General features: G+C 66.3%; 15 protein-coding genes and 1 tRNA gene. 5 read left to right on the top strand and 11 right to left on the bottom strand.

Translation table 11 applies throughout. The features are described from left to right. Positions 1-174: 174 nt before the first annotated feature. The 4 genes from ACVOLO_RS12075 to ACVOLO_RS12060 form a co-directional block, all read right to left on the bottom strand. Complete coding sequence (locus ACVOLO_RS12075; RefSeq protein WP_481570543.1) at positions 175-1,086, bottom strand: DUF2167 domain-containing protein; 912 nt, start codon at positions 1,084-1,086, stop codon at positions 175-177. Between the two features lie 82 nt (positions 1,087-1,168). Next, entirely contained in the window at positions 1,169-1,708 is a 540-nt protein-coding gene (locus ACVOLO_RS12070) for a gamma carbonic anhydrase family protein (RefSeq protein WP_481570541.1), read from the bottom strand. A 407-nt stretch (positions 1,709-2,115) separates the two neighbouring features. Further along, the gene (mnmG, locus tag ACVOLO_RS12065) at positions 2,116-4,005 is read right to left on the bottom strand and encodes a tRNA uridine-5-carboxymethylaminomethyl(34) synthesis enzyme MnmG (protein ID WP_481570540.1); all 1,890 of its coding nucleotides are present in this window, start codon (positions 4,003-4,005) and stop codon (positions 2,116-2,118) included. Between the two features lie 489 nt (positions 4,006-4,494). Continuing rightward, positions 4,495-5,082: a hypothetical protein gene (locus tag ACVOLO_RS12060; RefSeq protein ID WP_481570539.1), complete on the bottom strand. Its 588-nt coding sequence runs from the start codon at positions 5,080-5,082 to the stop codon at positions 4,495-4,497. Between the two features lie 202 nt (positions 5,083-5,284). Here ACVOLO_RS12060 and ACVOLO_RS12055 point away from each other — a divergent pair, with 202 nt between their 5' ends. Beyond that, positions 5,285-6,247, top strand: coding sequence for a pyridoxal-phosphate dependent enzyme (locus tag ACVOLO_RS12055; RefSeq protein WP_481570538.1), 963 nt, complete (start codon positions 5,285-5,287; stop codon positions 6,245-6,247). Beyond that, on the top strand, positions 6,232-6,849 hold the full coding sequence (locus ACVOLO_RS12050; RefSeq protein ID WP_481570597.1) for a YdcF family protein: 618 nt from the start codon (positions 6,232-6,234) through the stop codon (positions 6,847-6,849). The genes ACVOLO_RS12055 and ACVOLO_RS12050 overlap by 16 nt, the downstream gene beginning before the upstream one ends. Before the next feature lie 258 nt (positions 6,850-7,107). Here the strand turns inward: ACVOLO_RS12050 and bioC are convergent, their stop codons facing one another. From bioC to bioB, 4 genes are all read right to left on the bottom strand, one after another. Further along, positions 7,108-7,995, bottom strand: a complete 888-nt coding sequence (gene bioC / locus ACVOLO_RS12045; RefSeq protein ID WP_481570536.1) for a malonyl-ACP O-methyltransferase BioC — start codon at positions 7,993-7,995, stop codon at positions 7,108-7,110. Positions 7,996-8,079: 84 nt separating this feature from the next. Further along, positions 8,080-8,847 carry a pimeloyl-ACP methyl ester esterase BioH gene (gene bioH, locus ACVOLO_RS12040; protein ID WP_481570535.1) on the bottom strand — a complete coding sequence of 256 codons (768 nt, stop codon included), beginning with the start codon at positions 8,845-8,847 and terminating at the stop codon, positions 8,080-8,082. Positions 8,848-8,863: 16 nt separating this feature from the next. Beyond that, on the bottom strand, positions 8,864-10,075 hold the full coding sequence (bioF, locus tag ACVOLO_RS12035; protein ID WP_481570534.1) for an 8-amino-7-oxononanoate synthase: 1,212 nt from the start codon (positions 10,073-10,075) through the stop codon (positions 8,864-8,866). An 88-nt stretch (positions 10,076-10,163) separates the two neighbouring features. Continuing rightward, on the bottom strand, positions 10,164-11,192 hold the full coding sequence (gene bioB, locus ACVOLO_RS12030; protein ID WP_481570533.1) for a biotin synthase BioB: 1,029 nt from the start codon (positions 11,190-11,192) through the stop codon (positions 10,164-10,166). A 49-nt stretch (positions 11,193-11,241) separates the two neighbouring features. On the opposite strand from bioB, the gene ACVOLO_RS12025 reads away from it, so the two are divergent. Continuing rightward, positions 11,242-11,967: a ComF family protein gene (locus ACVOLO_RS12025; RefSeq protein WP_481570532.1), complete on the top strand. Its 726-nt coding sequence runs from the start codon at positions 11,242-11,244 to the stop codon at positions 11,965-11,967. A 77-nt stretch (positions 11,968-12,044) separates the two neighbouring features. Next, positions 12,045-12,626, top strand: a complete 582-nt coding sequence (locus ACVOLO_RS12020) for an HdeD family acid-resistance protein (protein WP_481570531.1) — start codon at positions 12,045-12,047, stop codon at positions 12,624-12,626. A 158-nt stretch (positions 12,627-12,784) separates the two neighbouring features. Here the strand turns inward: ACVOLO_RS12020 and ubiA are convergent, their stop codons facing one another. Then, positions 12,785-13,678 carry a 4-hydroxybenzoate octaprenyltransferase gene (ubiA, locus tag ACVOLO_RS12015; protein ID WP_481570530.1) on the bottom strand — a complete coding sequence of 298 codons (894 nt, stop codon included), beginning with the start codon at positions 13,676-13,678 and terminating at the stop codon, positions 12,785-12,787. Between the two features lie 129 nt (positions 13,679-13,807). On the opposite strand from ubiA, the gene ACVOLO_RS12010 reads away from it, so the two are divergent. Further along, positions 13,808-13,884, top strand: a tRNA-Arg gene (locus ACVOLO_RS12010). Positions 13,885-14,288: 404 nt separating this feature from the next. On the opposite strand, the gene ACVOLO_RS12005 is transcribed toward ACVOLO_RS12010, so the two are convergent. Both ACVOLO_RS12005 and ACVOLO_RS12000 read right to left on the bottom strand, forming a co-directional pair. Beyond that, complete coding sequence (locus ACVOLO_RS12005; protein ID WP_481570529.1) at positions 14,289-15,620, bottom strand: putative porin; 1,332 nt, start codon at positions 15,618-15,620, stop codon at positions 14,289-14,291. A 34-nt stretch (positions 15,621-15,654) separates the two neighbouring features. Further along, complete coding sequence (locus tag ACVOLO_RS12000) at positions 15,655-17,037, bottom strand: L-serine ammonia-lyase (protein ID WP_481570596.1); 1,383 nt, start codon at positions 17,035-17,037, stop codon at positions 15,655-15,657. Between the last annotated feature and the right edge of the window lie 3 nt (positions 17,038-17,040).

Raw genomic sequence — 17,040 nt, 5'->3', positions numbered from 1 at the left:
GCACTGCCAGCCAAGGCTGTATGCCTTGCATGCGGCGAAGGAAGGTCCGGTTTCCGGCCCGGACGGATGCCTGTGGCATTCGGGTCTCTGCTGCGTCCTGTCAGGACGCAGACTTTAACTGCCGCAAGGGTGAAAACCCAGCCTGCGGCAGCGGCAGGCTGGGCCGGGTGTGGCTCAGTGGCTGGCGTTCTTGTCGCGCTTGCGGCCAAACAGCTTGCCGATGCCGCCCCCAAGGAACAGCAGACCCACCAGCAGCAGCTTCCAGAACTTGGCCAGCAACAGGCCAATCTTGGCGAACAAGCCGGCCTTGGCGGCCAGCCCGCCGCCGATCAGCGTGGCCACGCCATAGGCGGCGACCTTGTCGGTGCTGGGGTTGTGGTCGGCATAACGCGCGCCTTCGTTGAACTCGGTGAGCGGCAGCAGGCGCTCCATGCCCTCGCGCACCATGCCGACCTCGGACATGGCGGAGACGGCATTGAGGCTCAGGTAGCCCTGCCGGCCCAGCACGCGGATGTCGTAGTTCAGCACGTGCGCGGGGGTGTCGTTGAAGGCCAGTTCGCGTGCCCAGTGCAGCTTCTTGCTGGAGGCGTCATAGCGCGGCGGCACCGCCCAGCCCACCAGATCGAGCGTGCCGTAGCCGGCTTTCTCGCGCTCGGGATTGGCATCGCGGATGGTGCTCTGCATTTCGCCCAGCAGCTCGTCGTAGTCGATCTTGTGCGCGTCCGCGTCGGACACATAACCGTCATCGGAATAGGTGACCACCACCGCCCAGCTGTCTTCGTCGGTCAGTGCCGGCGAGCGCGGCACGATCAGGCCCAGCACGCTGTCGTCAGGCGGGTTGCCCCACATGTCTTCCAGCACGCTGCGTGCATCGGCCTTGTCCAGATAGCGGAATTCGCCATTTTCAAGGTTGAAGTGGGCCTTGGCCTCGGGCACCTCGATCTGCCCGGTACGGAAATGCAGTGACTGCACAAACTGCTCGGCCGTCATGCCTTCGGCTTCCTGGGCAACGGCGGCAAACGGAACCACGCACAGCAACGATGCTGTGGCCAACAGGCCCAGCAGTCCGGATTTCATCGACTTCATGTCAACTTCCTGATGGGCGTCCCCACGCCCGGGGCGCGCAGTGTGCGCGCCTTGCCACCGCGCCGGCAACTGCCGGCCTGGCTCAGCCCTGCATGTCGCGGTACTGGTCCTTGACCTTGACGTAGTGGTCGGCCGAATAGCGCAGGCCTTCGATGTCCTTCTCACTGAGCTGGCGCATCAACCGCGCCGGGTTGCCGGCCCACAACTCGCCGCTGCGCACCACCTTGCCGGGGCCAACCACCGCACCGGCGGCGATGAAGGCGTTGGGCTCGATCACCGCACCGTCGAGGATGCAGGCGCCCATGCCGATCAGGCAGTAATCGCCAATGGTGCAGGCATGGATGATGCAGCCGTGGCCCACGGTGACGCCTTCACCGATGATCGTCGGGAAACCGCCCTTGTTGTATGGGCTGTCGTGGCTGACATGGATGACCGTGCCGTCCTGCACGTTGGTGCGCGCGCCGATGCGGATGTAGTTCACATCACCGCGGATCACCGTGCCCGGCCAGATCGAGGCGTCATCGCCAATCTGCACATCACCAATGATGGTGCAGGCTTCGTCGATATAGACGCGCTCGCCGATAGTGGGGGTTTTATCGAGGAAGGGACGAAGTGCGGACATGCTGGCGCTCGATGTCGGTGAGACGTTGATACGCATGATAGCGCGCGGGCTGGCTGCGGCTTTGCGCGGCGGGCTGGGTATTTGTCTGGAAATCAGATGCAGTGGAGATGCATCGATGTGAGTGATGTTGCGCGGTCGACGTTGGGGTGTTCGCGAAAGACACCCCTCCCCAACCCTCCCCTCCGCCTTCGGCGCAAGGGAGGGGGCTGTTTCGCGTGTTCTTTCAGATGGCGGAGAGCGCCGCTTCTGCTCCCTCCCTTGCGCATAGCGCAGGGGGTGAAGAAGGCCTGCTTGCGCGCCACTGGCGCGCGGCCTGATGAACGACCGAAGGCTATGCCTTCGGGCCGGACGGGTTGGGGAGGGGTAACGCGCTTAAGCTCCTTCCACCAACAACTGCAATCAGAACCTCACGCTACCTTGCCGCGACGCGCCCGCTCCAGGTGCACCAGCAGCAGCGAAATCGCCGCCGGCGTCATGCCGGGAATGCGCTGCGCTTGACCAATCGTCTGCGGGCGTACGCGCTCCAGTTTCTGCAATGCTTCGGCCGACAAGCCGTGCACCGAGGCGAAGTCGAAGCCTTCGGCGATCAGGGTGCTTTCATGGCGCTGCTGGCGTTCGATTTCCTCGCGCTGGCGGTCCAGGTAGCCGGCGTACTTGACGTTGATTTCCACCTGCTCGGCCACGCGCGCGTCGTCCACACCGGGGCCGACTGAAGCCACCTGCATCAACTTTGCGTAGTCCAGCTCCGGGCGTTTGATCAGGTCCAGCACATTGGTTTCGCGGCTTACCGACACGCCGGTGGCTTCGGCCACTTCGCGGCCCAATGCATTGGCCGGTGTCGCCCACATGCCACGCAGGCGCGCACTCTCGTTGGCTACGGCAGCCTGCTTGGTTTCAAACGCGGACCAGCGGCGGTCATCCACCAGGCCGAGTTCGCGGCCGGTCGGCGTCAGGCGCGTATCGGCATTGTCTTCGCGCAGCTGCAGCCGGTATTCGGCGCGGCTGGTGAACATGCGGTACGGCTCGCTGGTGCCGTGGGTGATCAGGTCATCGACCAGCACGCCGATGTACGCTTCATCGCGACGCGGGCACCAGCCGTCCTTGCCCTGCACGAACAGCGCGGCGTTGATGCCGGCCAGCAAACCCTGCGCGCCGGCTTCTTCGTAGCCGGTGGTGCCGTTGATCTGGCCGGCGAAAAACAGGCCGTTGACCTGGCGGGTTTCCAGCGTGTTCTTCAAGCCGCGCGGATCGAAGAAGTCGTATTCGATGGCGTAACCGGGGCGGGTGATGTATGCATTCTCGAAACCGCGAATGCTGCGTACCAGTTCCAGCTGCACGTCGAACGGCAGCGAAGTGGAAATGCCGTTGGGGTAGATCTCCACCACGTCCAGGCCTTCGGGCTCGACGAAAATCTGGTGGCTGTTCTTCTCGGCAAAGCGCACCACCTTGTCCTCGATGGACGGGCAGTAACGCGGGCCGATGCCTTCAATCTGGCCGCTGTACAACGGCGAGCGGTGCAGCGCGCCACGGATGATGTCGTGGGTGCGCTCGCTGGTGTGGGTGATCCAGCAACTCACCTGCTGCGGATGTTCGCTGACGTTGCCCAGGTAGGACATCACCGGCAACGGATCATCACCGGGTTGCTCGTCCATCACGCTGTAATCCAGCGAGCGGCCGTCGATGCGCGGCGGCGTGCCGGTTTTCAGGCGGTCGATGACAAACGGGCGCTCGCGCAGGCGCGCGGCCAGCGTGTTGGCTGGCGGGTCGCCCATGCGGCCAGCGGTGTATTGGGTTTCGCCGATGTGGATCTTGCCGGCCAGGAAGGTGCCGGCAGTCAGCACCACCGCCGGCGCGTGGAAGGTCAGCCCGGTCTGGGTGATGGCGCCACGAATGGCGTCGCCGTCGATGATCAGGTCGTCCACCGCGGCCTGGAACACGGTCAGGTTGGCTTGCGCTTCGACGATGCCGCGGATCGCCATGCGGTACAGATTGCGGTCGGCCTGGCAGCGGGTGGCACGCACGGCCGGACCCTTGGAGGCATTGAGCGTGCGCCACTGGATGCCTGCGCGGTCGGCGGCATGCGCCATGGCCCCGCCCAGCGCATCGATCTCCTTGACCAGATGGCCCTTGCCGATGCCGCCGATGGCCGGGTTGCAGCTCATTGCGCCGACGGTTTCGACGTTGTGGGTCAGCAGCAGGGTGCGGGCGCCACCGCGTGCAGCGGCCAGGGCTGCTTCGGTGCCGGCGTGGCCGCCACCAATGACGATGACGTCGTAACGGTAGAAGGAGTCGCTCATGGGCGTGAGATCGAAGAAAAGTGTGAAGTCCGTCTGCGGGGGTAACTCCACATGGGACGGCGTGTTTGCTGATTTTACTGCCAATGCCATCCAGGCACGTGATTGACCCTAAAGTTGGCACGCAACCTGCAGCTAATACTTTGCACCCCGCATGGCATGCGACTTGTGCGCAAATGGTCGGAATTGGAACAGGGGCCGACTAACGCGCATGCGGGGGGAGCACAGGGGCCGGTAGTCGGGGGACTGCCGGCCCTGATTCTTTGCTGTTTCACCAGTCCCCCGGCAACGTAAAAAGCAAAGCCCCGGCCTTGGCCGGGGCTTTGTCGTTTTAGGTGCCGATGTCCGTCAGGGCCGGAACAGGGGGGATCCAGATTTTCTGGCGGACATCGGCATTGAGCTGGTTGGGTGACGCCGGTTTAGGTCAGATTGCGACGCTTTCCGTCACCCGTGGCGCCAAGAATGCCTGTATTGGCGCCAAATGCAAGCCCTTTACCGTTCAAGTGTCCTGACCCGCTGGCCACTTCTGACCTGTGATGGCTGTCGCGGGGCTGCTGCGGGACGTGACTGAACCGCCGGACGGGGTGCAGCCATCGCCTGCGGGCGCGGCGCCACTTGTTGCATGGGCTGGGTGGTGGCGCGCGGTTGCGGCCGTTGCAGACGGTCCAGGTCACGCCAGGGCGACTTCCCGCCCCCGCCATTGTTGGCCGGTGGCGGACGCGGCGGCCGGCCATCGCCATTGCCAGGACGTGGCGGCCTGCCGCCTTCATGGCCGGGGCGCGGCGGTCGGTTGCCGTTGTGGTTGTGACCGTGGCCCTGGTTTGGCGGGCGGTGTACGTGCGAAGGCGGATAAGGGCGGTAATACGGGCGATAGACCGGATAACCGTAGCTGCCGTAGCCGTAATAGCCGCTGCCATAGCCGTAATAGCCGGAGCTGGAGGGATAGCCGTACGGATAGTTGTACTGCGTGGTCGGCGAGCCATGGTAATAGCCGCCCGAACCACCGCCGACATAGTCGTACGTGGCACAGCCGGACAGGCCCATCAACAGGCCGGCGGAGACAATCAGGCGCTTGATCATTGTTAGGTCCCCCCAATGGGAATGGTGCCAGCATCGGGCTGGTGCGTTGAATTGGCCCTTAATCCGCAGGTGGAGGGCTGAATGCAGGCTGTGGCTGGCACCGGGTGACGCATGCCCAGCTGCCAAAACCGCTGGCAACGAGAGAAACGACGGCGATTTCCGGAGATGGCCCAACCCGGTGAGCCTACGCTAACCTTTCCCCATGAATGAACTCCCTCTGCCCGGATTTGCCGAGGTATTGGCGGCAGCGGCCCGCATCGCGCCGCACGCAACGGTCACGCCGGTGCTGCGCGCGCGTGAACTGGATGCAATGGCCGGCGCCAGCCTGCACTTCAAGGCCGAGCACCTGCAGCGCGGCGGGGCGTTCAAGTTCCGCGGCGCCTGCAATGCGGTGTGGTCGCTGGATGCCGAGCAGGCCGCCAACGGCGTGGTGACGCATTCCTCGGGCAACCATGGCGCGGCCTTGGCGCTGGCGGCGCGTTCACGCGGCATTCCCTGCCATGTGGTGGTGCCGGAAGGTGCGGTGGCCACCAAGCTGGCCAATATTGTCCGCCATGGCGCCACGTTGTGGCGCTGTGCGCCAACCCAGGCCGCACGCGAGGCCGAATGCGCGCGTGTGCAGCAGGAAACCGGCGCCACACTGGTGCATCCCTATGCCGATGCGCGCGTGATTGCCGGCCAGGGCACGGCGGCGCTGGAACTGGTGCGCCAGGCCGGTGCCACGCTGGATGTGGTGGTGGTGCCGGTCGGCGGCGGTGGGTTGGCTGCCGGCAGCCTGTTGGCCGTGCGCCAGTTGCTGCCTGATTGCGAGCTTGTGCTGGCCGAGCCGATGGGCGCTGCCGATACCGCGCGTTCGCTGGCAGCGGGCGAGCGGCAGTTGGATTTTGTCCCCGACACCGTTTGCGATGGCCTGCGTGGCGCGCTGGGTTGGCCAAACTTCGCGGTGCTGCAGGGCAATGCCCAGGTCATCACGGTTGATGACGCTGACACCGTGGCGGCGATGCGCTTGATCTGGCAGGTGATGAAGCAGGTGGTGGAGCCGTCGTCGGCGATCACCCTGGCCGCCGTGCTGGCCCAGCCCGAGCGTTTTGCCGGGCGCAACGTCGGGGTGGTGCTGTCCGGCGGCAATGTCGACCTGGATGCCTTGCCCTGGGGGCAGGGATGAGTGGGCGCCGGCGAATTGGATTGATGGGTTGGGTGTGGCGGCTGGGTGCGCTGGTACTGCTGTGGCTGATGGGTGTGGCGGCGTGGATCATCTGGGTGGGCGACCGCGACCAGGCCGCGCCGGCCGACGCGATCATCGTGCTGGGCGCGGCGGCGTATGACGCCAAGCCCTCGCCGGTGTTTGAAGAGCGCATCCGCCACGGCCTGGACCTGTACCGCCAGGGCTATGCGCCGAAGCTGATTTTCACCGGCGGCTTTGGTGGCTCGCGTGCACGTTTTTCCGAATCGCAGGTGGCGCGGCGCTATGCGCTCAAGCAGAAGGTGCCGGCGGCGGACATCCTGATCGAAACCAAATCCCGCACCACGCGGCAGAACCTGGTTGAAGCCCGGCAGGTGATGGCGGAAAACGACCTGCACCGGGTGATCGTGGTCAGCGACCCGTTGCACATGGCGCGCGCGCTGCGGCTGTCCAGGGAGTTGGGTATCGACGCGTTGGCCTCATCCACACCGAGCACGCGCTTCCGCAGCTTCCATACGAGCTGGCGTTTTCTGCTGCAGGAAGTGTATTTCTTCCACCGCGACCTGTTTGTCACTGGGGCGTGACTGGGGTTGGAGCGGGGATTGGGGATTGGAGCGGGGATTCGGGATTAGGGATTGGGGATTCCCAAAAGCAGAAGCAGAAGCAGAAGCACCCCTCCCCGGCCCTCCCCTTCACCGTTGGTGAAAGGGAGGGGGCACAACTGCGCAGGAAACTGACCGAAGTACCCCCTCCCTTGCGCATCGCGCAGGGGAGGGCTGGGGAGGGGTGCCGTTGCTCTCGCTCTTGCGAATCCCCAATCCCAACATCCCCAATCCCAGCCCTTACTCCCTCGGCTTCCGCCGAATCGGAATCGCTGACACCGGCACCGCGGCGACATCGTGGCCCTGCTCGCGGATGGGCGCGCCCGGTTCCGGTGCCCAGGCCTGGGCGTAGATGACTTCCCAACTGCTGGGCAGCTTGCCGTCGGCGCGACGCAGCGGTTCGTAGGCGTCGCGTGCTGCAGCAAAACGGCCGCGGCCGGTGAGCGTGTGGCGGCGGTTGTGCATTGCGTTGGTGGCACCGATGGCCTTGAGCTCGCGCATCAACGCGGGCAGGTCATCGTAGGTAAGCGTGAACAGGTCGCGGTCCAAGACTGGATTGCGGAAGCCGGCCATCATCAGCGCGTCGCCGAACTGGGCGATCTGCACGAAGTTGCTGACGTGCGCAGTGTCGTCGGCGTGCGCGAAGGCTTCGCGCAGTTCCACCAGCGTGTCCGGGCCGAAGGTGGAACACACCAGCAGACCGCCGGGCTTGAGCACGCGGCGGAAACCGGCAAAGACCGCCGGCAGGTCTTCCACCCATTGCAGGCACAGGTTGCTGAAGATCACGTCCACGCTGTTGTCGGCCAGCGGCAGTGCGCGGGCATCGGCGCACACGCGCGAAAACGGCCGCCACCAGCCGGCCTGCTGCTTGGCTTGGACCAGCATCGGCATGGCCAGGTCGAGCGCGATCACCTGCGCCTTGGGCCAGCGTTTCTTCATGACGGCGGTGGAATACGCCGGGCCGCTGCCGACATCCAGCACCACCTGCGGTTGCTTGTCTTCCAGGTAATCCAGCGATTCCAGCAGGCGTTTGGCCACTTCCTGCTGCAGCACCGCTGCGGCGTGGTAGCTGGAGGCGGCGCGCGAAAAGGCGCGGCGGACGTGCTTGGGATCGAACAGGGAAGGCATTTTCTTGAAAATTCGCGATTCGGGATTCGAGGGATCAGCGGGGCGACATGATCAAGCATGCCGCGCCAATGGATGCGCAACGCTTCACGCGCAGCCCGCAACGAACTGTTGCAGCAACCCGGCAACCTGATCGGCGTGGCCGAGGAACGGCGCGTGGCCGCCGCCATCGATGGTATGCGCGGCATGCAGGCCGTGCGGCGCCAAGGCGGCGGCGCTGTGCATGGCGCGTGGTGATACCAGCCGGTCGCGCTGGCCGGCGATCCACAGGCCGGGCTTGTGCAGGCTGGGCAGGGCGCCGCGCAGGTCGCTGCGTTCAAGCAAGGCCAAACCTTCGTGCAGGGCGCGCGGCGCAGGTTCGCCCCGTTCGACCAGCGATTCGCGCAAGGTGCGCAGTTCGCTGCGTGCGTGCTGTGAGCCCATCACGTCCAAGGCGAGAAAGCGCTCCAGCGTGCCGCGATAATCCTGTTCGAGATCGTGCCCGAACTGTTCAAACACCGAGGGCTCGACCGCATCGGGCCAGTCCTCGCCACGCACGAAACGCGGCGTGGCAGCGAGCATCGCCAGCCCACGCACCTGCGGCAACGTCGCCGCTGCATGCAATGCCACCAGCCCGCCCAGCGACCAGCCGCACCACACGGCGGCCGGGGTGGCCGCGGCAATGGCGTTGACCAGGTAGGGCAGGCGCAGCGGCGTGCTGTCGTCGCGGCTGTGGCCGTGGCCAGGCAGGTCGACGATATGCAGTTGGAACTGCGGCGCCAGCCGTTCGACCAGCGGCGCGAAGATGCCGCCATGCAATGCCCAGCCGTGGATCAGGACCAGTGCCGGTCCACTGCCGGTGACGTCGATATGCATGGGAACGACAACCTGCTCAGGCGTTGACGGTATTCAACGAGCGCTGGTACAGCACCACGTCGCGGGCACGGGCGATGGCTTCGATCAGTGCCTTGACCTGTTCGACGCTGTGCAGCGCCGACAGTGTTACCCGCAGCCGTGCCTTGCCCTCGGGCACGGTCGGGGGGCGGATCGCGCTGACCAGGAAGCCGGATTGCTCCAGCGTTGCCGACAGCGCCATTACCGTCGATTCGTCGCCGCACAGCAGCGGTTGGATCGGCGTTTCCGACGGCATCAACTCCAGGCCCTGGGCGCGTGCGCCGTCGCGGAAGGCGGCCACAAGCTCGGTGAGCTTCTCGCGGCGCCAATGGTCGCGGCGTGCCAGCTTCACCGCGGCCAGCGAGGCGGCGGCCAGTGCCGGTGGCAGGGCGGTGGTGTAGATGTAGGGGCGTGCGGTTTCGGCCAGGTGCTGGATCAGGGCTTCATCGCCGACCACCACCGCGCCGTGGCCGCCGAGCGCCTTGCCCAGCGTGGCAAGCTGCAGCGGCACTTCATTCACGCCCAGGCCGGCGGCGGCAACACAGCCACGGCCGTGTTCGCCGACCACGCCCACACCATGCGCATCGTCCACGTAGAACAGCGCTTCCTGCATGCGCGCCACCAATGCCAGCGAGCGCAGCGGGGCGATGTCGCCATCCATGCTGAAGACACCATCGGTGATCAGCATGGCCGCGCCTTCGGCGGTGTTCTTGAGCTGGCGCATGGCGCCTTCGCTGTCCAGGTGCGGATAGCGGCGCAGGCGGCAGCCGGCCAGGCGGCTGGCATCGAGCAGGCTGGCGTGGTTGAGCCGGTCCTGCACGCAGACGTCGGTGTCCTCGCTCAGCAGCGCCTGCTGTACCGCCAGGTTGGCCATGAAGCCGCTGTCGAACAACAGGGCACGCGGATAGCCGAGCCAGTCGGCCATCTCGCGTTCCAGCTGCTGGTGCAGGCTGTGGTGGCCGCAGACCAGGTGCGAGCCGGTGCTGCCGGCGCCCTCGCGCGAGGCGGCGTCCTGCAGCGCGGCAACTACCTCGAACTGCTGCGACAGGCCCAGGTAATCGTTGCTGCAGAAGCCGACCAGCGAGCGGCCGTCGATCTCCAGGCGGACGCCGTCACGCCGGCCAACCGTGCGCCGGGTGCGGATGCGGCCCTGGGCAAGCCGCAGCTTGCGCTGGTGCTGGATGCGTTCGTGGAGGTCAGGACGGGCCATGGTGATGGTTCATGGTCAGGCGGCCGGCTAGCGTACCCGGTTGCCCGTCAGAATTCCTGCGACGGGGCGGGAGGCTGCCGGCGGGCCGTCAGGCGCTGCGAGCGCAGGCCGGGGCGATGTCCAGGTGCACGGTGCCGGGATGGTCGTGGTCGTCGGCATCCACCGTCACGGCCATCGGCTTGAGGCCCAGCCGGGCGAACAGCGCCTGGTCGCGCTCGGTGTCCGGGTTGCCGGTGGTCAGCAGCTTTTCGCCATAGAAGATGGAGTTGGCGCCAGCCACGAAGCACAGGGCCTGCAACTCGTCGCTCATGCTTTCGCGGCCGGCCGACAGGCGCACCATCGAGCGCGGCATGACGATGCGGGCCACGGCGATCATCCGCACGAACTCGAACGCATCCAGCTCGGCGCTTCCATGCAGTGGGGTACCGGCGACCTGCACCAGGCGGTTGATCGGCACCGAATCCGGGTGCGCCGGCAGATTGGCCAGGGCCAGCAGCAGGCCGACGCGGTGGTCGCGGGTCTCGCCCATGCCGACGATGCCGCCGCAGCAGGTCTTCAGCCCGGCATTGCGTACGTGTTCCAGCGTATTGAGCCGGTCCTGGTACTGGCGGGTATGGATGATGGAGTCGTAATAGTCCGGCGCGGTGTCCAGATTGTGGTTGTAGTAGTCCAGCCCGGCGTCCTTGAGCGCCTGCGCCTGGTGGCCTTCCAGCATGCCCAGGGTGGCGCAGGTCTCCAGCCCCAGCGCCTTCACTTCCTGGATCATCGCCGCCACCTTGGGGATGTCGCGGTCCTTGGGCGAACGCCACGCCGCACCCATGCAGAAGCGCGACGCGCCGGCCTGCTTGGCGGCGCGGGCGCGGGCGACCACGCTGTCGGTGTCCATCAGCTTCTGCGCATCCACGCCGGTGTCATGGCGCTGGGCCTGCGGGCAGTAGGCGCAGTCTTCCGGGCAACCGCCGGTCTTGACCGAGAGCAGCGTGGAGACCTGGACTTCGGCCGGGTCGAAATGCAGCCGGTGCACGCTGGCGGCGCGGTGCAGCAGGTTGGGGAAGGGCAGGTCGAACAGGGCCTGCAGCTCTTCGCGTTTCCAGTCGTGGCGGATGACAGCGGACATCGGTGTTACCTGACGGTTGGGACTACGGAAGCGGCGCAGTCTGGTGAGCATGGATGGGGCTGTCAACCTTGATGAACAAAATCTGGTTTACAGGCTGCGGGGGCGGATGTCAGCCTGGCTGTTCCCGCCGCGCTGCCTGGTCTGCGCCGAGCCGGGTATCCCGGGGCGGGATCTGTGTGCCGCCTGCGCCGCCGCCCTGCCTTGTGCCACAGCCAGTTGCCGCCGCTGCGCCCTGCCGCTGGCACCGGCAGATGATGAACAGCACTGTGGCGCCTGCCGGCAAGGCCATTCGCCCCTGAACGCAGTCCGCGCGGCCTTTATCTACGCCGCGCCGGTGGACGGCCTGCTGCGCCGGTTCAAGTTCCACCAGGACCTGGCGGCGGGCCGCCTGCTGGTGGCCCTGATGCAGGCGCGATTGACGGACGTGCAGCAGCCGATGGCGGTGGTTCCAGTGCCGCTGCATGTGTCGCGGTTGCGCCAGCGCGGTTATGACCAGGCGCTGGAACTGGCACGCCCGTTGTCGCGCGCGCTGGGGTTGCCGCTGTGGCAGGGGCTGCGGCGCATCCGTCCGACAGCACCGCAGTCGCAGCTGGACGCCACCGCGCGCCGCCGCAACCTGCGCTCGGCCTTCACTGCGGTGGCGCCGGTGCCGGCGCATGTGGTGCTGGTGGACGATGTGATGACCACCGGCGCCACCCTGCGGGCCGCGGCCACGACGCTGCGTCGGGCAGGGGCGGGCCGGGTGGATGCGTGGGTCTGCGCGCGCGTGCCTTGAGTACGCCACCGCCACATGCGCGGGTCTACAGTAGTGAAGATGGATACGTCTTCAACGCAGAAGCTAGGAGTAATGAGATGAACGCATCTACAGGTTTCCCGACGGGCTCGCTGTTCAGCGCGTTGTCGCGCAATTGGTGGGTGGTGCTGCTGTTCGGGCTGTTTGCCGTGGTGTTTGGCGTGCTTGCGGTGATGGCGCCGGTACGCACCGCCGCGGTGTTGGCCTGGTGGCTGGGCGTGATGGCTGTCGTGGAGGGCGTGGTGGTGCTGGTGGCCGCGATCAGGGGTTCGGCGCCGGTGTCGCGCGGTTGGGCGGTGTTCTATGCGCTGGTGTCGATTGCCTTCGGCGTGCTGGCCATTCTCAACCCGTTGGCCACGGCGAGCGTGCTACTGCTGTTCCTGGCCGCGTGGCTGGTGGTGGCAGGCATCTACCGCATCGTGTTCGCCATCCGCGTGCGCAAGCAGATCCAGGGCGAATGGTTGCTGATCGTCAGCGGCCTGCTGGCGGTGGCACTGGGCGTGATGTTCGCGCTCAACCCGTTGGCGGGGCTGGCGGTGACCTCGCTGTGGATCGGCGTGCTGGCGCTGGTCTATGGCGTGCTGCAGATCGTGGTCGCGTTCCGCCTGCGTTCGCTGGGCAAGGCCATCGGCGGGATGTAACGCTTACCCCTCCCCAACCCTCCCCTTCGCTGCGCGAAAGGGAGGGGGCGGAAGCGTAGTGCCGAGCCATGCTCGGAAGATGCTTCTCTGGTAATGCCCCAGCCGAGCGTGGTTCGGCTCTACCAGAAACGAAACGGCCCGCAGTGCGGGCCGTTTCTTCAATCCAGATATTGGCTGGCGACGATGCCGGCAAACAACACTGCGCCGACCCAGTTGTTGTGCAGGAACGCCTTGAAGCAGGGTTCGCGCTCGCGGTTGCGGCACAGCCAGAACTCATAGACCACCATCAGCAGCGCTACCGCCATGCTGGCCCAGTAGGCCATGCCCAGTTCCGCGCGCTGGCCGACCAAAGCCATCGCGCCGAAGAACAGCGCATAGAGGATGCCCTGGATCACCAGGTCCAGGTCGCCGAACAGGATGGCGGTGGAATGCGAGCCAACCTTCAGGTCATCGTCGCGGTCAACCATGGCGTACCAGGTGTCGTAGGCGGTGGACCACAGGATGTTGGCGCCGTACAGCACCCAGCCCAGCGCCGGGACTTCGCCTTGCACGGCGGCAAACGCCATCGGGATGCCCCAGCCGAAGGCCATGCCCAGGTAGACCTGCGGCAGATGCGTGTAGCGCTTCAGGTACGGATAGCTGGCGGCCAGGAACACACCGACGAAGCTCAGGCCGATGGTCAGCGCGTTCATGGTCAGCACCAGCGCGAATGCCACCAGCATCAGCCCGGCAAACAGCGCCAGCGCCTCACGCCCGGACACCGCGCCGGTGGCCAGTGGCCGCTCCCTGGTGCGCTTGACGTGCGGGTCCAGCCAGCGGTCGGCGTAATCGTTGATCACGCAACCGGCCGAGCGGGTCAGCCACACGCCGGCACTGAACACGAACAGCGTCCACAGCGGCGGCAGGCCATCGGCGGCCAGCCACAGCGCCCACCAGGTGGGCCACAGCAGCAGCAAGGTGCCGATCGGGCGGTCGGCGCGCATCAGTTTCCAGTAGTGCCCGAACCGCGAGGAGGTACCGGCGGCGGGCGGGGTGTGGGGCAAACGGCTCATGGGTGCAAAGGTTACCAGTTGCGCCATACCAGGCCCCCGCACGCGGTGTTGCGACGATGGGGGGCAGACCTGCGCGCGCTTTGCCGCTAGAATGCGCGTCCCGTCCGGCATTGCCGGCCGGTTCCCACTGCGCCCGTAGCTCAGCCGGATAGAGTAGTGGCTTCCGAAGCCATTGGTCGGGGGTTCGAATCCCTCCGGGCGCGCCAGCTTCAAGTCCGGGCATGTCCCAGGACGTCCAGAAGCCCCGGAGAAATCCGGGGTTTCTGCATTTCCGGCGGCTTGCGGTGCCAAGGCTGGGCCAATGCCATCCGACGGCCCAGGTCACGATTCCCACAGGCGCCGGGCATGCCAACCCGATGCGGTGCCGGCCTTTGTCTGGCTGCGGTCATGCAGCGCGAGCCTTCCGGCGGATATCCGTGGCTGCTTGGCGGTGCTGGCCGCCACGGCAGGCGGTTTCTGCCGGAAGCAGGTGAGGGTTCCGGCCTGCGGGTTTTCATGCGCCGGCTTGGCCGGTCACCGTTGGCGGCCGGCATGTTGAAGCTGCGCGGGACGGGTAATACATCCCGCGCGGGTGGCCGGTGCAGGCCGGCCAGAGAACCACCTGCCGGTGTCAGAAGCTGACCATCAACGCCACGCGGAAGCGATTGAGCCAGTCCGAGGGATCGGCGGCGGTGCTGTACTGCGCGGACAACGGGCGGTAGCGGTACCACACCGCGCTGAGCGTGGTCTTGGACCACGGCACATAATCGATGCCGAAGGCGTGCATGCGGTAGTTGCTGCCAAAGCCGATGTTGTCGTGGGAGAACGCGGTCAGCACCGAATCCACTTCGGCCATGGCGTGCCCATAACTGAAGCGCCAATCGCCGGGTTGCTGTGCGCGTCCCAGCAGCACGTCCATGCTGTAGCCGGTGTCGGCATCGGTGCGCGCAGCACTGTTCTTCACGTAGTCACCGACCACGCGCAGTGGCCAGCGTTCACCCCAGCCGGCGTAGCTGGCGCCGACGATCATGTCGTTGAGATGGAAGTCCGACAGGTAGCTGCCGTCCGGGCGCAGCAGGTTGGTGCGCCAGTCGGTGGCGGTGGCGCCGATGGTGCTGCCGATGTTGTAGCGATAGTGCGCGGCGGACACATCAAAACGCCAGTTGCCCAACGCTGCGGTGTCATAGCCCAACTGCGCGCCGACCATGGTGCTGTCGGCGGCGGTGGCCTGCTCGTCGATCACGAAGAACAAGCTGTTGGCGCGCAGGGTGCCGCCGCCGGCCAGTGGCTGCTTCCAGTTGGCGGACAGGCCCTGTGGATTGACGTCGCCATCCCACACCAGTTCGGTACGGGTAAAGGGTTGCGGGATTTTGCCGGCGTGCACGTCGAGCGTGCCGAAGGCCAGTTTCAGATACGCCTGGTCCAGGCTGACTTCCAGATCGTCGTCCCAGTTGGAAAGTTGGACGTCGGTGCTGCGCGGGTCATCGGAGTTTCCGGTGACCAGGCGGGCACCGATGCTGACGTGCTCATTCACGCTGAAGGCGGCTGCCAGGCGGCCACGGACCTGGCCGCTGGTGCGGTCCCGGCCGTTCGCGTTGGAATTCTCGAACTGCGAGCGCACGCGCAGGTCGCCACTGACCTTCAGGCGCGACGCCATTGCGTCGGCAACGGAGGGCGCCGTGGCAGGCGTGGTTCCGGCGCTGTCGGTAGCCGCTGCAGCCGCCGTGGTGGCTGTGGCCGGTGGCGCGGCGCCGAGGCGGGCTTCGAGCATCAGCAACGCGGCTTCGTTGTCCTGCTGCATGCGCGCGAGCTCGGCCTGTTGCGCGCGCAGTTGCGCCACCTGTGCCAGCAGTTCGGCGTTGTCGCCGTCCTGCTGTGCGAATGCCGGGCTCACGCCAGCGGCGATCAACGCCAGCAGCAGGAGCGCACGCGAATGGGGCGGGGAGTGATGGGAGGCAGTCATGGGAGTCCTTTGTTGCGGGGAGGAGGGCGTGTGTTCAGCACTCGATGACGTTGACGGCCAGGCCGCCACGGCTGGTTTCCTTGTACTTGTCCTGCATGTCGCGGCCGGTGTCGCGCATGGTCTTGATGACCTTGTCCAGCGAGACCTTGTGCTTGCCGTCGCCACGCATGGCCATGCGTGCGGCATTGATGGCTTTCACCGAGCCCATCGCGTTGCGTTCGATGCAGGGAATTTGCACCAGCCCGCCGATGGGGTCGCAGGTCAGGCCCAGGTTGTGTTCCATGCCGATTTCCGCGGCGTTCTCGATCTGCCCCGGGTTGCCGCCCAGCGCGGCCATCAGGCCGCCAGCAGCCATCGAACAGGCCACGCCCACTTCGCCCTGGCAGCCGACTTCAGCGCCGCTAATCGAAGCGTTTTCCTTGTAGAGGATGCCAATCGCCGCGGCGGTGAGCAGGAAATTGAACACGCCCTGTTCGTTGCTGCCCGGGCAGAAGCGGTCGTAGTAATGCAGTACCGAGGGGATGATGCCGGCCGCGCCATTGGTCGGCGCAGTGACCACGCGGCCACCGGCGGCGTTTTCTTCATTGACCGCCAATGCGTAGAGGTTGACCCAGTCCAGCGTGGTCAGCGGATCGCGCATCGCCGCCTCGGGGCGCGAAGACAGCTCGCGGTACAGCGTCGGCGCGCGGCGGCTGACGTTGAGCCCGCCGGGCAGGGTGCCTTCGGAACGAATGCCGCGGGTCACGCAGGACTGCATGGCATCCCAGATCTCGCGCAGGCCGGCGCGGATGTCCTCTTCGCTGCGCCAGCATTTTTCGTTCTCGAACATCATCTGCGCGATGCTCAGGCCGCTGCGCGCGGCCTGCGCCAGCAGCTCGTCGCCGCTCTTGAACGGATACGGCACCGGGGTCTGGTCGGGCACGATGCGGTCATCGGCCGCGTCGTCCTCGTTGACCACGAAGCCGCCGCCGACGGAGTAGTAATCGCGGGTGGCGATGATCTGGTCGTCGGCATCGTAAGCAGTGAAGCGCATGCCGTTGGTGTGGTACGGCAGCTTCTGGCGCTTGTTCATGGCCAGGTCGCGCTTCTCGTCGAAGGCGATCTCGCGCTGGCCCATCAGGTTGATGCGCTTGCTGCTGCGGATGCGCTCCAGCGTGGCGGGAATGATGTCCGGGTCGATCTGGTTGGGGCGGTGGCCTTCCAGCCCCAGCAGCACCGCCTTGTCGGTGCCATGGCCGCGCCCGGTCAGCGCCAGCGAGCCGAATACTTCGGCGCGGATGCGCACCACGTTCTGCAGCCGGCCCGGGTCCAGCAGCCAGCGGTGCACGAAGCGCTCGGCCGCGCGCATCGGGCCGACGGTGTGGGAGGAACTCGGGCCGATGCCGATCTTGAACAGGTCGAACGTACTGACGGACATGCT

This window comes from Stenotrophomonas sp. STEN056, from assembly GCF_056759635.1.
Note: the sequence above shows the minus strand (reverse complement) of the source record. Positions and strands in the feature narration are given on the sequence as shown.

Coding starts and splice junctions, on each gene's coding strand:
- ACVOLO_RS12055 (WP_481570538.1), top strand. CDS start 5,285: ATGAATGAACTCCCTCTGCCCGGATTTGCCGAGGTATTGGCGGCAGCG.
- ACVOLO_RS12020 (WP_481570531.1), top strand. CDS start 12,045: ATGAACGCATCTACAGGTTTCCCGACGGGCTCGCTGTTCAGCGCGTTG.
- bioC (WP_481570536.1), bottom strand. CDS start 7,995: ATGCCTTCCCTGTTCGATCCCAAGCACGTCCGCCGCGCCTTTTCGCGC.
- ACVOLO_RS12075 (WP_481570543.1), bottom strand. CDS start 1,086: ATGAAGTCGATGAAATCCGGACTGCTGGGCCTGTTGGCCACAGCATCG.
- ACVOLO_RS12000 (WP_481570596.1), bottom strand. CDS start 17,037: ATGTCCGTCAGTACGTTCGACCTGTTCAAGATCGGCATCGGCCCGAGT.
- ubiA (WP_481570530.1), bottom strand. CDS start 13,678: ATGAGCCGTTTGCCCCACACCCCGCCCGCCGCCGGTACCTCCTCGCGG.
- bioF (WP_481570534.1), bottom strand. CDS start 10,075: ATGGCCCGTCCTGACCTCCACGAACGCATCCAGCACCAGCGCAAGCTG.
- bioB (WP_481570533.1), bottom strand. CDS start 11,192: ATGTCCGCTGTCATCCGCCACGACTGGAAACGCGAAGAGCTGCAGGCC.
- mnmG (WP_481570540.1), bottom strand. CDS start 4,005: ATGAGCGACTCCTTCTACCGTTACGACGTCATCGTCATTGGTGGCGGC.
- ACVOLO_RS12060 (WP_481570539.1), bottom strand. CDS start 5,082: ATGATCAAGCGCCTGATTGTCTCCGCCGGCCTGTTGATGGGCCTGTCC.
- bioH (WP_481570535.1), bottom strand. CDS start 8,847: ATGCATATCGACGTCACCGGCAGTGGACCGGCACTGGTCCTGATCCAC.
- ACVOLO_RS12070 (WP_481570541.1), bottom strand. CDS start 1,708: ATGTCCGCACTTCGTCCCTTCCTCGATAAAACCCCCACTATCGGCGAG.
- ACVOLO_RS12025 (WP_481570532.1), top strand. CDS start 11,242: ATGGATGGGGCTGTCAACCTTGATGAACAAAATCTGGTTTACAGGCTG.
- ACVOLO_RS12005 (WP_481570529.1), bottom strand. CDS start 15,620: ATGACTGCCTCCCATCACTCCCCGCCCCATTCGCGTGCGCTCCTGCTG.